The 16,930-nt window shown below is 48.7% G+C and carries 8 protein-coding genes and 1 pseudogene; 3 read left to right on the top strand and 6 right to left on the bottom strand.

What is annotated here, in order from left to right:
• On the top strand, positions 1-4,404 hold a 4,404-nt coding region (locus QUA71_RS27195; protein WP_333289899.1), incomplete at its 5' end, for an FG-GAP-like repeat-containing protein.
• 261 nt (positions 4,405-4,665) lie between these two features.
• On the opposite strand, the gene dprA is transcribed toward QUA71_RS27195, so the two are convergent.
• From dprA to QUA71_RS27180, 3 genes are all read right to left on the bottom strand, one after another.
• On the bottom strand, positions 4,666-5,817 hold the full coding sequence (dprA, locus tag QUA71_RS27190; RefSeq protein WP_333289897.1) for a DNA-processing protein DprA: 1,152 nt from the start codon (positions 5,815-5,817) through the stop codon (positions 4,666-4,668).
• Between the two features lie 199 nt (positions 5,818-6,016).
• Complete coding sequence (locus QUA71_RS27185; protein ID WP_333289895.1) at positions 6,017-6,700, bottom strand: YdcF family protein; 684 nt, start codon at positions 6,698-6,700, stop codon at positions 6,017-6,019.
• A 48-nt stretch (positions 6,701-6,748) separates the two neighbouring features.
• On the bottom strand, positions 6,749-7,396 hold the full coding sequence (locus tag QUA71_RS27180; protein ID WP_333289893.1) for a DUF2301 domain-containing membrane protein: 648 nt from the start codon (positions 7,394-7,396) through the stop codon (positions 6,749-6,751).
• 80 nt (positions 7,397-7,476) lie between these two features.
• Here QUA71_RS27180 and QUA71_RS27175 point away from each other — a divergent pair, with 80 nt between their 5' ends.
• Positions 7,477-8,154, top strand: a complete 678-nt coding sequence (locus tag QUA71_RS27175) for a calcium-binding protein (RefSeq protein ID WP_333289891.1) — start codon at positions 7,477-7,479, stop codon at positions 8,152-8,154.
• Between the two features lie 174 nt (positions 8,155-8,328).
• Here QUA71_RS27175 and QUA71_RS27170 read toward each other — a convergent pair whose 3' ends face one another.
• Together QUA71_RS27170 and QUA71_RS27165 are read right to left on the bottom strand one after the other, a co-directional pair.
• Positions 8,329-9,084 (bottom strand): DUF561 domain-containing protein, encoded by a 756-nt coding sequence (locus tag QUA71_RS27170; protein ID WP_333149087.1) that lies wholly within the window; start codon positions 9,082-9,084, stop codon positions 8,329-8,331.
• A gap of 81 nt (positions 9,085-9,165) precedes the next feature.
• Positions 9,166-9,969 (bottom strand): creatininase family protein, encoded by an 804-nt coding sequence (locus tag QUA71_RS27165; RefSeq protein WP_333289889.1) that lies wholly within the window; start codon positions 9,967-9,969, stop codon positions 9,166-9,168.
• A gap of 194 nt (positions 9,970-10,163) precedes the next feature.
• On the opposite strand from QUA71_RS27165, the gene QUA71_RS27160 reads away from it, so the two are divergent.
• Positions 10,164-15,521, top strand: coding sequence for a PAS domain S-box protein (locus QUA71_RS27160; RefSeq protein ID WP_333289887.1), 5,358 nt, complete (start codon positions 10,164-10,166; stop codon positions 15,519-15,521).
• Positions 15,522-15,802: 281 nt separating this feature from the next.
• Here the strand turns inward: QUA71_RS27160 and QUA71_RS27155 are convergent.
• Positions 15,803-16,849 (bottom strand): annotated as a pseudogene (locus tag QUA71_RS27155) (RNA-guided endonuclease InsQ/TnpB family protein); the annotation flags it as partial.
• Between the last annotated feature and the right edge of the window lie 81 nt (positions 16,850-16,930).

The following is a 16,930-nucleotide window of genomic DNA, read 5'->3' as shown; positions in this document are numbered from 1 at the left end:
CCGACACCAACTCCGACGCCAACAATTGGTACGCCGACGCCGACACCAACTCCGACGCCAACAATTGGTACGCCGACGCCGACACCAACTCCGACGCCAACAATTGGTACGCCGACGCCGACACCAACTCCGACGCCAACAATTGGTACGCCGACGCCGACACCAACTCCGACGCCAACAATTGGTACGCCGACGCCGACACCAACTCCGACGCCAACAATTGGTACGCCGACACCGACACCAACACCAGTCACTACAGGAACAGGCAACCCAAACATATTCCCGATCGGATTACCGCTCTCTAACGAAACTCCCTTGGGAATAACGGACTCTAATGCTCGGCATGAGGGGGAAGCCAATGACCACCCAGTATTCACCAACGAACTCGCCGCTCTGAAGATACCTGGTTTTGTCGGCGCTAATGCCTGGGGAGACTACGACAATGACGGCGATTTGGATCTGTTGGTGATGGAAGGAGGTAGTTTAAACTCATTTTCTTTTCCCCGATCGCAATACATCCCGAAAGTGTACAGCAACGAAAACGGTACTTTTAAACCAATTGATATAGGGCTGCCTACCGTTTACGGAGGTGTGATTCAGGAAAATGGGAAGAATCATGATGCCAAACCTTCTGCTACGTGGGGAGACAGCGACAATGATGGCGACCTCGATATCTTGCTCATAGGTGTAAGAGAAGAGATAAACTCCTCTGGTACGACAAGCTATATCCCCACCACAACACTGTGGGCGAACCCAAAGATTGGGAACAATCGATTCGCTAACGCAACCGGGGGCACTACTAAATTTGATCTAGCGGCAAGGCTGCCTGGTATGTTCAACGGTTCTGCTGCTTGGGGAGACTACAACAACGATGGCAGACAGGATCTCGTACTCACAGGCGACACGAGTTCAGGCTACATCACCAAAGTGTTCCGCAATGACCGCATTGACTTTGGCGGTGGCATTCCCTTTAACTACGGCATTCGCTTTGAGGAAGAGACAGGGGCCAACTTGCCCGGTGTTATTGGCAATGCTGCCTGGGGAGACTACAACAACGATGGCAAACAGGATATCTTGCTGGCAGGTGACACCGGTTTAAAAGGCAACACAGGTTTACCAATTTACGTCGCAAAATTGTATCGCAACACTGGCAATGGCTTTACCGAAGAGAGCAACCCACTTCTGCCAAATCAAATCCCGCACTACCCTATTGATTACGGTGCATTCGGAGACTCCAATAACGATGGCAAACTAGATATCTTGCTAACAGGTGGAAAGGTTGGGTTGTCGAGCAATAGCTTTACCACGGTACTCCAGAGCAAAAACAACTATTCGGATACTACGTTTGAGGGACGTTGGATTCCATCGGGGCCTGGTGCTGCTTTCGGTGCTTGGGGAGACTACGACAACGATGGCAAGCTGGATATCCTGCTAACAGAATGGGAAAATTTGGGTGGCATCGCAAAAGTTTACCAACAAGATAAAAATGGCGAAGATAAGTATGGCGATTTTACATCCATCACCAATACAGGGCTACCTAATAATGTTGACAAACCGACTGCTTCTTGGGGAGACTACGATAAGGACAACAGACTAGATATTGCACTCACGACAAAAGATAATTCAGGTAATGGCAACTTTGGCAGCTTTGTCAAAATCTACCGCAACAATACCCCTGATGCGAACACACCACCCTCTACACCTCAACCTCAATTTTTACAGTCTACTAATACTTCAGAAGGAGTTTTATTAAGTTGGCGCCCAGCAGAGAGTAGTACCTCGATCGACTCTAAAACTCCCGATCTGGGTTTAAGCTACAATCTGAAAGTTTGGGCTACTCCTCCCAATTCCAACGGTAGTGATCAGCCCCCCATTAAAGAGTACATTGTTGGCCCAATGTCCGGTGATGACGGAACTCGACAAGTAGTGCAGTTGGGAAATGTCAACCAATCCAAGAACTACTCGGATTACAGTTTTCTGCTGAAGCCAGATTACTTAATCCCTGCCCCGCCTTACGATCCTAATTATTCTTACAATCCACAAACTTATGAATGGAGTGTACAGGCGATCGACAGTGCTCGGGCTGGTTCACCGTTTGTCAAAGGATCAACTTTTACAGTTCCCGATATCAAGCCAACGCTTACTATCAGCGCTACAGATCCCAATGCGGCGGAAATCTACGATCCGCTGGTCGAAAAACCCAATCCCGGAAAATTCACCATTACTCGTACTGGTGGCAGCCTAGATAAGCCGCTGACAGTCCGATTCAAGATCAATTATGTATACGACGATCCGAGCTACACTCCCATACCCAGTGCTGCTATACCCCGTATAGATTATGAATTAGTTTCCGAGTCCGAACCCGATCGGCAGTTGGACATTTACGAGACGTCCCGGAGCGCAGTCATCATTCCAGCCGGTAAACGCAGCGTCAATATGGTTGTCAATGTCCGCGATGACAGGCTAGTAGAAGGTGACGAGAAAGTAGTCATCACTTTAGATTCTGACTACTATGCCCAAAAGGTAGGCGATCCCTCTAGTGCTACTGTGACGATCGCGGACAACGACCCCAACAACAAGCCTGTCATCAATTACGGCCCGACTACAACCCCTTGGCATCACGGAGCCATAGTAAGCAATAACCCCTTTACATTCGAGTACCAATTTCCCGAGAACACGTTCACAGACCCCGATCAAGGTGACACGCTTACCTACGAAGTAACTCTGATGGACGGCAGTCCCCGGCCAAGTTGGCTCAACTTCGATTCAGCTACCCGTACACTCAGTGGCACAAGTCCCATAGCGCAGGAGTTCAGGATTAAGTTAACAGCAAAAGACAGGGCTGGTGCTACTGTCAGTGACGACGAGACGGGTCCATATGAGGGTAAGGGGATGTTGCTGCAATTTAGCAGCAGCGGCGTAGTTATTGACGGCTACATAGACGGTGCAACCCTCTTCCTAGACGCCAACAAAAACGCCGTCCTCGATACCAACGAACCATCCACCACAACCGACACAGGCGGTAAATTCAATCTCAACATCCCCTTCGAGACTTTCGACACCAACAAAAACGGAGAAATCGACCCAGAAGAAGGCAATCTAGTTGCGATTGGAGGGACTGACACCGCCACCGGCTTACCCCTAGAAACACCAGTCACCGCACCACCAGATTCCACAGTTGTCACCCTCCTAACCAGCTTAATCGCCGACTTAATCGACAAAGGAATTGAACCAGAATCAGCACAATCTTTAGTCAAAGCAGCCCTTTCTCTCCCCGCCGATGTTGACCTAACTAGCTTCGATCCAATAGAAGCTACCAACAACAACATACCGGGCGGAGTCCAAGTCTTATCCGCAATGGTGAAAGTCCAAAACTTCATCACTCAAACCAGCGCTTTAATTGACGGTGCTTCCAGTGCAGCCAATAGCGATATTGTCAAAGCTGTTGTCAGTTCAATTACGGCTCAAATTCAATCAGGTACAGTCTTAAACCTGAGCAATGCAGCAGCCTTAGAACCAATCATTCAGCAAGCAGCCACTAAAATCCAGCAAATAGACCCCAGTTTCAACATTCAACAACTCAGCCCAATTATCTCGCAAGCAGCCACAGTAATGGCAACAGCCAATCAACGCATTGATGCGGCTGTCTCCAACCCAACAGGAACATCAATTCCTGAATCACTTGCGCGCCTCCAACAAGTAGCCTTGGGCCCAACAACTCAAGAATTCAAAGAAGTTGGTGCCGGAAATAAACCTATTTCCCAGCTAGTTGCTGACAATACTGGTACTGCTTTAGATAGCAGAATTGAAGCTGTAATATTGCCGGCTGGGATTGCCACTCCTGTTGTCAGCGGTGATGCTGATTTGGGCAGCAATTCTCCCAATGCAATGCTCGGTACAAATGGCGACGATATCCTGACTGGCGACAGCGCAAATAATGTGTTGATGGGGATGAGGGGCAATGATTCCCTCGACGGAAGTCTGGGAAATGACACTGTTTTCGGTGGCAAAGGTAGCGATACAATCCTTGGAAGTAGCGGTGATGATGTCTTATTTGGCAACCGTGGTGCTGACATTTTGAATGGCGATGATGGTAATGATATTCTTTACGGAGGTAAGGGAGATGATTTGCTCACGGGCGGTTTAGGAATGGATAGTTTGATAGGAGGAATGGGAGTAGATAAGTTCTTAGTCTCTACCAATTCCGGTACTGATACGATTACTGATTTTGAAGTCGGTAAAGATTTGTTAGTATTGGGTAACGGGTTGAGTTTCTCGCAATTGGCGATCGCTCAAGATAGCGGTGCAACTTTAATCCGGTTTGCACAAACAGGGGAGATTTTAGCTTCTCTCAATGGTGTTTCGGCTAGCAATATTAGTGCCGTTAATTTCGGATTGATTTAAAAGTTCGTAATGAGGACTTTAGTCCTTATTATTCTTCAGTCTCTTAGAGACGGACTTCGTTTGTATATATGCGGTTTCAACCGCTGACTATCAAGGCCTTGATCCCCCCTAACCCCCCTTAAAAAGGGGGGGACAAGAATCTTCTCAAACTCCCCCTTCTTAAGGGGGATTTAGGGGGATCTGGCCTCGGCGGTAAACGAGAGATAAAGAGGGTTTTAGACTTAAGTTGACACCAATAACCTAAACCGTATTACTTACAAATCAGCACCGCTGATATCGCATTCCCGGTAACTGCGAAACTAATCCCAACAATTCCAACTGCAAAAGTATACTAGAAACTCTTCCCGCTTCTAATCCCGCTGCTTCCACAATTGTATCAAAAGAAATCGGCCCAGATACGATCGCACTTAACACCTTAGCCAATTCCGGCTCCAACGGCGGCCCTTGCTTCTCAACCGTCGGATTTGGAGGAAATAGCGACAACTGCTCGGCTCTATCCAATTTGGGCATAGCTCCGAGCATTTCCAACAACCTGTCTTCGCTTAACATTCGATCGCTATTCGGCAGAATCGGATGAGCACCTTTACTCAGCAACTCCAAACAACCAAAGGAACGCTCATCATCCAATCTGCCCGTCAAAACATACACATCCCGGCAAAAATCATTCGCTTGATAAGCAGTAATTAAAGCACCCGATTTATGCGGAGCTTCTATCACGATAGTAGCGCGACTTAAGCCAGCAATTATGCGATTTCGGCGGGGAAAATTAGTTTTATTCGGTTGAGTCCCCGCCGGATATTCGCTAATTACCAATCCCTGCTGCAAAATGCGATCGCACAACCTCTCATTTTGTTTAGGATATACAATATCTACTCCCGTCCCCACCACTGCGAAAGTCCTTCCTCCCGCCTCCAAACAGCCTGTATGAGCCTCTGTATCAATGCCTGCAGCCAATCCCGAAACCACAGTAAAACCGCTTCTAGCCAAAGCCGTACTAATTTTGCGAGCCCACCTTCTGCCGTATTCCGAAGGGCTGCGAGTACCAACCATTGCCACCGTCGGCGTAATTCCTTGATTCTCTTTTATATCAACTAAACCGCGATAATACAACACTGGTGGCGGATTTGGAATTTCCAATAATAAGCGGGGATAATCTGGATCTGCGGGCGTCCAAAAAGAGGGATTTTTTATAAGATGTTTTTCGATAAATTCTTCTGGATTGAGTTTAGTCCGTTCTTGCACAATAGTTTCAATTATCTGCTTGCCAAACCCTTCGATTCGCATTAAATCTACGGATTTTGCCGTCCAAGCTTCTGCCAAACTATTGAAATTTTGCTGCAATCTTTGCAACAAAATCGGCCCAATACCGTTAATTTGCGACCATGCTAACCAGTAAGCGCGTTCTTCTAACAATGAGTTGCCCTCAACTTATCTGAGAATTATTCTATCATTTTTGGTTAAATTATGGTAAAAAACGGCACTACTTTGTCCTCTATTGCCACAGATTTACAACTGCTATATAAATATTTTTTACTAACCGCGAAGGCGGGTTAGCGAAGCGGCGCCTCAGCCCTATAACGCTCGAATTAAAAGGGATGTTGACTATTACTGGCTAGGTTTTCCAATCTACGAAACGGGCATAAATATAAGCAATAATTTCTCCGATTACCGTCCGAAAACCTTCGCTAGATTTCCACCATTCTTGGGAATTGTAATCTTGCGGTTCCGCCGCTATAATCCCGACTTTAATCTCAGGATTCAGCACTTCTTTAAATACAATCCAACTTCTGCGGGCGTGAGGGCCAAAAGAATAAAGATTAATTGACTCAACTTTTATGGCAGAAGCAGCCAGCCAATCGCGAAGTGCGATCGCAGAAGCAGCCGTGCGGTGTTTCACAACTCTCGCTGCTGGTACAGCTACTACTCTGTCCTTATCAAATCCTAGCGCAATACAAGTTGCTGCCGTCAGTTCGGCATAATTTTTATATTCAGCGAGATAGTAGCCTTTACTTAAAGGAACTCCTGTGGTAATTAATTGGCGGTATTCGCCTTTTTTGAATTCGGTGATCGCACTTTCGATCGCATAATCGGGCAACCAGCCTTCGACAACCAATATATCTGCTTTAATCGGCGCATTTACCGCCAAAAACGGATGGATATTTGTGAGAATTAAGAGCATTGCTATTATTAATCCCATCAGAGCAATTACCCAGCCTTCCCGGGTAACTGCCCACATTTCTCGGCGGCGGACTAGACTAATTTTGATTTGGAGTTTTCGCAGTGTTGCAAATTTCATACATATAGCAGATGTTGAAGGAAGAAGAGCCTTCTTCCTTCTTCTATACTATTGGTGTTTCAGGTACTCAAAAACGCTTTTATCCCCGATATCCTGCGGCATCGGTTGAAAAAACTTGCGTACAGCAAAGATGATAAACAAAGCGGCCCAAACGGCTAGCAAAAGTTGTTCATTTTCGGAGGACAAAAAGCCGAAAATATGTCCTAAAATTAAGAGAGGAACCCCCGGAGTCAAAAACTTAGTTTCGAGGCGATTAAAGCAGAATGCTTCCTTAAAATAAATGCCATTTAAGGCGGCAAAAGTAAAGCCAATTCCCCACAACGTGGCGGGATGTTCGTACACTGCTAAAGCTAGAGGTTGGCTGCTTTGTAGGGCGACAAACAATGCTGCCGCGCCGCCGATCGCCCAAAACGCCTGTAGTGTTCGGTGTAGCGCAATCATGTAAATGTGAATAGTTGCCAAGCTGACGCCTAAAGCTATCCAGAAACAAGCAAAAACAGGCGTTACAGCTTGGATTGCAATCGGGTTGTCGCCCTGTTGCAGCACCAGAGTAGTGCCGATCGCAAAACACAGCGCCGCCACCCCCAATCCAGCGCGGTAAATCAACACTCCCGTGCGATCGTTTTGAGTAATCGTAAATTCGCCAAATTGTCCTTGATAGACTGGCGATTCATCAGGCGATTTCAGTAGTTGCATAATAGCTTCCTCCTATCAGACACGAATGTACTTCTGTCAAGATATACTTTATTGATAAACCGAGCCAGCGAGACCGAGCGATGCCTAAATTTAACAAGCCTAAACTTAACCAGCCTAAAGTTAACAAGTCTAAACTTAACAAGTCTAAAGTGGACGATCGCCCCGCTCAAAGCCAATCCCTTCCTTCACAATCCGAACTTCCTCCAGTTCAGCTTGATGAAACCATTGTAGCAGGCAGAAGACCGAAACCGCTAAACGACTTCCAGCGCCTCCTGGCGGAAGTTACCGAATTGAGAGCGGGGTTCGATCCAGAAATGTTAGCGCATCTAGAGAAAAATATCCCCTTTAATACCAAGCAATTTGAAACTAAAATTAGCAAGATTTTGGGATCTAAAAATATTGATTTTAGCCTAGAAAATTCAGTCAAATATCTAGATTACATCAAGCAAAATATTCAACTACCCTGCCACGTTACCGGCATAGAAGAGTTTGAATGGGAAGAAGAATATACAATGGGTTCCGGCAGCCAAAAAGAATATGCAAGACTCAAAAAAACTCAACCTTCTTATACTGATAGATTCACAATTAATCGGTTGGAGGATTTGGTGGTTCAGGAAGAAGGCATCTTTGTGGAAGTGCAGCGCATCAGCGATCGCCAAAAGTTTATGTTGCCTTTATCAGAGTTAGAATCAGTTGATGTAATCTCCCGAAACAATCAGTTATTAGATGATTATGCCGTGTGGTTTCTCAATTATTAAGGAAGAGTGGAAAAGTGGGGAGGGGAAGAGGGGAAGAGTGGGAGAAGGGGAGAGTGGGGAATGGGAAAAATCTTCCTTCTTCCCTCTTCCTTCTTCCCTCTTCCTTCTTCCCTCTTCCTTCTTCCCTCTTCCTTCTTCCCTCTTCCTTCTTCCTTCTTCCTTCTTCCTTCTTAATTAAATGGAAGCTGGCAAGTGCGATCGCGAAACCAAAGCCAAAGCTTCAACCAAACTGCGAACAGCCGCAATCATCGCCACTTCGCTATTAAGTTGGCTGACAGCAGAACCGACACCAACACCCGCAGCACCGGCTCCAATAGCGAGGGGTGCGGTGACGCTGGAGATACCGGAAGCGCAGAGTACAGGGACGGATACGGCGCGGGAAATTTCAAACGCTGCGGCCAAAGTAGGCGCTGCTTTTTCAATTAATCCCAATGTGCCTGCGTGAATTGGTTGAGCGCTGGTACCACCTTCGGTTTGGATGATGTTAGCGCCAGCTTTGACTAATTCAATTGCTAACTGCACTTGTTTGTCGAGTGCCAAAATGTGGGGAACTGTTACAGAAAGAGTGATATTTGGAAATAGCGATCGAGTTTCGCGAGTCAACTGCAAAACTTCCTCAGCTTCAAAGCGCCGGCCTACTGCGTAGAAAGCATCAAAGTTACCAATTTCAATCAAATCAGCGCCAGCTTCTACCGCAGGCACAAACTTTTCTGGTTCCACAGCGGATACACAAATTGGCAAGTTTGTCAACTGTTTTGCCATCAATACCAAATCTCGATCGGCAGCAATATCGACAAAGGAAGCACCGCCGAGATCCGCTGCTTTGACGACAGCCGCAACGTTCGCGGCATCAAAATTATTTAAACCGCTGATAATTTTCAGGGCGCGACCTTGCTCAAATGCGCGCTGCAATTTAGAATTTACACTCATCGTCTGTTTTCCAACTCAAAAAATTTCTTAGACTCATTTTGACACAAATTAGAATAATTTTTGATTTTTAATTCTTAATTTTTAATTACTTCCCGGCTGTCGAAATTTGTAAACATCTTTGATAACTTGTGCCCAGCCGTCCGAGAGAGATTCGAGAATACGAGATCCCTTTTCTTTCGTCGCCGCCGTCGCATCGCCCAACACACCGCTTTCCGTCAACTCTCGCGTCAGCCAAGCAAAAGGCAAATTGCCTTCCATACTCAGCAAACTGTCGATCGGCAAATTTTTCGGATATTCTGTAACAGCCAGTTCCATGTTTACCTGCGACGGCAAAATTGCCAACATCAAACTCGTTTCTGCATCACCCGCGTGAATCCCAAACTCTAACTCCTTCGCAGTTAATAATTCAGCAGCTACATTCGGAACTCGCCAAACAAACAGCGGAAAAACCGAAAAATCTTGATATTTTTGATGAATATCGCGCGCCGCAATTTCCATCACCTGCGGCTGTCCGCCGTGAGCATTCATTAACACTAATTTACGAAATCCAGCCTGATAAATACTGTCAGCAATTTCGCCGATTACTGCTAAAAGTGTCTGAGCACTAAGCATAATTGTACCGGGGAAATGGCAGTGTTCGTTTGACTTGCCATAGTACAAAGGCGGCAAAGCATACGCGGGAATATTTGCCTCTAACTTTGCCAGCGCTTTGCCTGTCACCGCCGCGCTAATGGCTGCATCTACAATTAAAGGCAAATGGGGCCCGTGCTGTTCGATCGCGCCTAGCGGCAAAATTATCACCGTATTTTCCTTATCCAGCATAGACTGAATTTCTGTCCAAGTTAGATAGGGAAAAAAGCGCGATTCTGGAATAAAATTGTGCATAAGGTGGCGACAACAAGAGTAACGGTAACCAAGGCAATAAAATAGCCTGAAAACTAAAAAGCAATTTCCCAGATAGGTAGTAGATAACTGATGCTGTCTCTGGCTAGATGGTATAATTTTTAGCAAAGGCTTTTAAGAGGGCGCTGATATACGCTCGCCAGCTCAGACCGAAAGACGTAAGAGACGAGTAATTGATGGAAGCTTGGCAAACCCCAGAAACTAATTTAACCGACATTCCGATCGCCCAGGAACTGTCGCGGCGCATCCCTCGCTCGCACGCTCAAAAAGCAGAAAACCGAGCGCTGCAAACGCTGGCTAGACAATTGGCAACCTCACCCCACAGGCTGCTCAAAACACTGGTTGCGATCGCTAAAGATTTGTGCGACGCAGGAAGCGTCGGAGTCTGCTTGCTAGAAGAAAATGCAACTTCCGAACAAATATTTCGCTGGGAAGCCTTGGCGGGAGCGTGGGAAGCAGCAGAACATAAAAACACACCCCGGAAACTGCGTTTGTCGGGAACCCCGATCGATCACCAAACTCCCCAACTTTACTTCGCTCCAGAACAATACTTCACCGACTTAAAGCAGCTAGAATTCCCGAACGCCGAAGCGTTAGTCGTGCCACTGCAAGCAGAAAATCAACCGCTAGGGGCAATATGGATTGTATCTCACGATTCCGATCGCCAGTTCGATGCCGAAGACTTGCGGATCGCGATCGCCCTAGCAGACTTTGCCGTTGCCGCCGTACAAATCGAGCGCGCCAATCAAACCAAAGAAGCTTTGCGAGAAAGCGCAGAACGCTCCCAGCTAGCCTTGCAGGGCAACAACGACGGGGTTTGGGACCACAACCTGCAAACAAATTGCCAGATCCTGAGCGATCGCTGTTTAGAGATTTTGGAACGCGGGCCCGAAGAAGTCAAGGACTTCAGCCAATTTTTGAGCTACATTCATCCCGATGATTTGGAGATAATGCAAAGCAATTGGCAGCAGCACTTGCATCGAGAAACCTCACATTACTCCTGCGAGTACCGCGTTCGCTGTCGGGACGGGCGCTACAAATGGGTTTTAGCCAGAGGGCAAGTAATTTGGGACGACTCAGGCAATCCCGTGCGGGCCGTAGGTTCCCTGACAGATATCAACGAGCGCAAACAAACTGAAATTGCCTTGAAACAAAGCGAAGAACGTTTGAGCGTCGCCATCGAAGGTTCAGGCATGGCAACCTGGGATTTTGACGTGCGAACAGATGGAGTAATTTGGTCGGCGACCCATTTCAGCATTTTGGGCTGCGAACCGGTACCGGGCGGCGAAGCAAGCGCGGCTGTGTGGAAAAACTGCGTGCATCCAGACGACTTAAATCAAGTCATGGAAGCAGCCAAAACAGCTCGGGAAACGAGATCGCTCTACTCCCCCGAATACCGGATCGTCCGGGCAGACAACGGAGAAATCCGCTGGTTGAGCGCGTTCGGGCGCTATCTCTACGACGCCGCAGGGGAAGCAGTGCGGTTTATCGGAGTATTATTTGATGCTACCGATCGCAAAATGGCCGAACTCGCCCTGCAAGAGAGCGAGCAAACCGTGCGCCGTCAACTTCTAGAGATAGAGTCGCTTTACCAAACAACTCCCGTGGGTTTGGCAGTTTTAGACAAAGATTTGCGGTTCCTCCGGATCAACCAGCGGTTAGCAGAAATCAACGGCTTGTCCGTCGAAGCGCACATCGGCCGCACCGTGCGCGAAATTATCCCCGACTTGGCAGATGCAGCCGAAGCTTTGTTGGACCGCATTCTCGAAACCGGAGAACCGATGCGGAATTTTGAACTCACGGGTGAAACCAGGGCTCAACCCGGTGTGGTTCGCACTTGGATTGAGAATTGGTGGCCGCTCAAAGACACGGGCGGGGAGATTGTCGGGATTCATATCGTGGTGCAGGAAATTACCGATCGCAAAATGGCCGAACTCGCCTTGCAAGAAAGCAACAACCGCTTTGAGTTAGCTACAAGGGCGATCGACGGCATCGTGTTTGAGTGGGATTTGGCATCGAACTCAGTTTACCGTTCCGAGGGACTGTCCTCCCTCGTCGGTGTCCGCCCAGAGGACGCACAGGCAACACCAGAGTGGTGGAGAGAACGCCTCCATCCCGTCGATTTGGCGCGCATCCAGACAGGGGCCGAATCAATCTGGAACTCGGTCGATCGCTACGAAGACGAGTACCGAGTCCGGCACGAAGACGGGCGCTGGATCGATGTTTGGGAACGCGGCTGTTTGATCCGCAACCAGCAAGGTGAACTGACCAAAGTTGTCGGCTTCACAACCGACATTACCAAGCGCAAACAAGCAGAAGCAGCACTGCGCGATCGTGAAACCCACCTGCAGTTTATTCTCGACAGCGCCAAAGACTACGCCATCTTCACCCAGGATATCGGCGGACACCTTACCAATTGGAACGCAGGCGCAGAGAGATTGCTGGGCTATTCCGAAGCTGAAATCGTAGGGCAGCACGGACGAATCATCTTCACCCCAGAAGACTCTGCAGCCGGAAAGCCGGAACTAGAAATGCACCTCGCGCTGACTCAGGGAAAGGCAGTAAACGAGCGCTGGCACGTCCGCAAAGACGGCAGCCGCTTTTGGGGCAGCGGACTGGTGATGCCCCTGCGCGACGCAGGAGGCGAAGTGCAAGGTTTCCTGAAAATCATGCAGGACAAAACCGAGCGCCGGCAAATAGAAGAAGCACTGCGCCAAAGCGAAAATCGCTACCGCACCCTCGCCGATGGCGTCCCGCAATTAATGTGGATCAATACCGCCGACGGCAGGTTAGAGTTTTGCAACCAGCACTGGCAAAGCTACACGGGCATCAGGCCAGCAGAATTGCCGCTGGCTGCACCGGTGCTGCAATTATTTCATCCTGATGATCTGCCAACAGTTGTCGGCACGCGCACCAAGGCGATTGAAGCAGGGGAAGCCTACGAATTTGAGTGTCGGGTACGCAGGTTTGATGGTACTTACCGCTGGCATCTAGCGCGACTTGTGCCCGTCAAAGACAGGGGGGGACAGGTGCTGCAATGGGTCGGGATCGGCATAGATATTGACGATCGCAAACGAGCCGAAGAAAGCTTAGCAGAAAGCGACCGCCGCTTCCGCTTCCTGGCTGAGTCGCTGCCCCACCTGATTTGGAACGTAGACTCCGCCGGGGAAATTCGTTTTACCAATCAACAAAAGTGGTCGGAATATCTGGGAATGTCTTACGAGGAAGCGGCTCAAAACAATTGGGAGTCCCTAGTGCCGCCCTCGGATTTGGCAGAATCTTGGGCCCGCTGGGAAGAATGTCTAATCACTGGAGAAGTTTATCAAATTGAGCTGCGCCTGCGGCGGGCAGCAGACCAAATGGAACGCTGGCATTTGTCCCGCGCCGTGCCAGTTCGCGGCGCAGGCGGCGAAATTGTCGAGTGGATCGGCACGAATACCGATATTCACGATCGCAAACAAGCCCAACTCAACGAGCAGTTTCTCTCTGAGTTGGAAGTCCGCTTGCACCTGGGCTGCAACCCCGCAGAAATGTTGTGGGAAGCGATGAAAAGTCTAGGAGAATATTTAAAGGTCGATCGCTGCATATGGCACGAAATCGATTTAGAAGCCGATCGGGCAATTGTCGAGCAAGACTGGCACCAGTCCGACCTTGCCAGCGTCGTCGGCACCTATCAAATCTCAGACTTTAAGACGCCAGAACTGAAAAGTCTCTCTCTCGCAGGTCAAACAGTTGTCATCTCAGATATCGCTAATCACCCCCATACAGCGCATTTGGTCGATAACTACGGTGCCGTGTCGATTCGGGCTTTGGTCGATGTTCCCTGCCTTCAGGAAGGGCGCTGGGTGGCTCTTTTGGTGGTGACATCAAAGGTGGTTCGGCACTGGCGGCCCGATGAAGTTTGGCTGATGCAAGAAGTGGTGGCCCGCCTCTGGACGGTGATCCTGCACGCGCGAGCCCTGCACGATCTGCACGAAAGCGAGGCTCGGTTCCGCGCTCTAGCTGACAACATCGCTCAGTTGGCCTGGATGACAGATGAAACCGGCTGGATTTTCTGGTACAACCAGCGCTGGTTTGACTACACGGGCACCACCCTAGAGGAAATGCAGGGCTGGGGCTGGCAGCAGGTGCACCACCCGGAACACGTCGATCGCGTTGTCGAAAAATTTAGGCGCTGCATTGAAAGAGGCGAACTCTGGGAAGATACTTTCCCCTTGCGCGGTACAGACGGATCTTACCGCTGGTTTCTCTCCCGCGCCGTGCCGATTCGCGACGAGCAAGGCAAGCTGCTGCGCTGGTGTGGCACCAACACTGACATTACAGATCGCAAAGTTGCAGAAGCCGAACGGGAACGCCTTCTAGCGCGGGAAAAGGAGGCGCGGGAAGAAGCAGAACAGGCTAACCGCGTCAAAGACGAATTTTTGGCTGTTTTGTCGCACGAATTGCGGACTCCCTTAAACCCGATTATGGGCTGGACGAAGCTGCTGCGATCGAACGTTCTGCCACCGGAAAAGCAACGTTATGCCTTAGAGACGATCGAGCGCAACGCCAAACTGCAAACCCAGCTTATCGAAGATTTGCTCGATGTGTCGGGGATTCTGCAAGGCAAGGTCAGCTTGAATATTGCACCTGTGGATTTAGCTGGGGTGATCGGCGCTGCTATTGAAACGGTGCGTCTGGCGGCCGAAGTCAAGTCGATTCAAATCAGCACTCAATTTGCACCGAATCTCGGCCCGGTGTTGGGCGATGCGGGCAAACTTCAGCAGGTAGTCTGGAATTTGCTGTCAAATGCTGTCAAGTTCACGCCGACAGGAGGCAAAATCCAAGTCGTTCTCGATCGGGTGGACAGGAACGCCCAAATTACTGTAACTGATACTGGAAAAGGTATCGAACCTGATTTTCTGCCCTATGTATTCGACTACTTCCGGCAAGCTGACAGCACGATGACGCGCAAGTTTGGCGGATTGGGTTTAGGATTGGCGATCGTCCGCCATCTCGTCGAACTCCACGGCGGCACGGTGAAATCCGCCAGTCCCGGCGAAGGAAAAGGTGCAACCTTGACCGTCAGGATACCTCTGATGCCCGTGCAATCTCAGACAAGTCCTGCGGGAACTGCGTCGCCGGACCAATCCTTCAATTTGAGCGGGCTCAGGGTGTTAGCGGTGGATGATGATGCCGATGCGCGAGATTTGGTGGTTTTTCTGCTTGAGGATTGTGGGGCAAGTGTTACAGCAGTTGCTAACGCCGCCGATGCCTTGGCGGTTTTAACTCAGTCTGTGCCCGATTTGCTGTTGAGCGATATTGGAATGCCCGACACCGACGGTTATATGTTGATGCGAAAGGTTCGGGCTCTGGCGCCCGACCAAGGGGGACGGATTCCGGCGATCGCCCTCACGGCTTATGCTGGAGAAATTGACTATCAGCAGGCCCTGGCTGCGGGGTTCCAGCGGCACATTTGTAAACCTTTAGACCCCGACAAGTTGGTGCAGGCGATTTGGGAGGTACTCGATCGTTCTGGCGAAAATATTTTTTAAGGTCTTTTTGTGTCTGAAAAGTCTGGATTTAATGAACCGCGAAGACGCAAAGAACGCGAAGGAATAAAGGAAGAAAAAAGGAAAAAGTTAATAATTTCAAGTCCGGTTATATCTGAAATATTGCACCATTCTCAATAATGATTTTATTGAGTGGCTAGGAGCAACGGCCCGCAAGAAAATTCACTCTTTGTGGAAGCGGGCGGAAAGCCTGTTCATGAAAATGGTGCAATAGGTCAGATTTGACATTCTCACGCCCGCTTTAGCCACGGTGATTCTAAACATCACTGTTTAGGCTTCCTCTTTCTACGACCCGACTTATTTGAAGGAGTTTCCTCACCCAAACAGAGATCGATGTCTCCAGAGGCGTTTGATGTTCCCGTGTGCCCCACGGTACGCAATCCTAGTTCTAATATGTTGCGAGCGGCGTTCCAATCTCGATTTAAGACAAATCTACAATGCGGACAAATATGTGTTCTTTGACTTAAAGATTTCTTCGCGACTTTCCCACAATTAGAACAATTTTGGCTTGTATAGTGGGGCGGTACTGCAACAGTCGCCACCCCCAATACTTTGCCAAAGTATTCAACCCAATTTCTAAAAGCTGTCCAAGCGGCATCTGATATAGACTTAGACAACTTTCTGTTTTTAACCATGTTACGCACCGACAAGTCTTGATAGGCTACCAAGTCGTTGGACTGGATTACGCACCTTGCTAATTTCACGGCAAAGTCTTTACGTCGCCTACTTACCTTGAGGTTTTTTCTGCTTAAACGATTCCGAGCCTTAACTCTATTTTTAGAGCCTTTCTGAGTTTTAGAGAGTCTCCGATTAAGCTTTTTAAGTGACCTTTCAGACTTTCTCAGATAGCGTGGATTCTCTACGGTATTTCCGTCAGAGTCTGTATAGAAGTGCGTTAGCCCTACGTCTAAACCAATGGTTCGTCCAGTAGGTTCGCGCTTCTCATTTCGTTCAGCATCAATACAGAATTGCACGTAGTATCCATCAGCTCGGCGAACTACGCGCACCCGCTTGATTTGATTTAACTGATAGAAGTGTAGGTCACGAGTTCCCCATAATTTAAAACTTCCTGCTTTAAATCCATCGGTGAAGGTTATATTTCGCCTGTCTTCAGAAAGTTTCCATCCACAAGTTTTGTATTCAACAGAACCATGTGTTTCATGCTTTTTAAATCGGGGGAAACCTTTTTTACCGGGTCTTGCTTTCTTGCAGTTGTCGAAAAACCGCGCAATCGCTGACCAAGCTCTTTCGGCAGAAGCTTGCCTTGCCATTGAGTTGAGCTTAGCAGCCCAAGGAAACTCCTTCGCTAAGACTCAGGGCTATTTCATTCTATTTGAGTAGTGGATATAGTAGTAAAGTATCGTACTCATGCCCGGGAGCTGCTATGTCTC

Source organism: Microcoleus sp. MON1_C5 (assembly GCF_036701875.1).
Classification (GTDB): Bacteria; Cyanobacteriota; Cyanobacteriia; order Cyanobacteriales; family Microcoleaceae; genus Microcoleus.
Note: the sequence above shows the minus strand (reverse complement) of the source record. Positions and strands in the feature narration are given on the sequence as shown.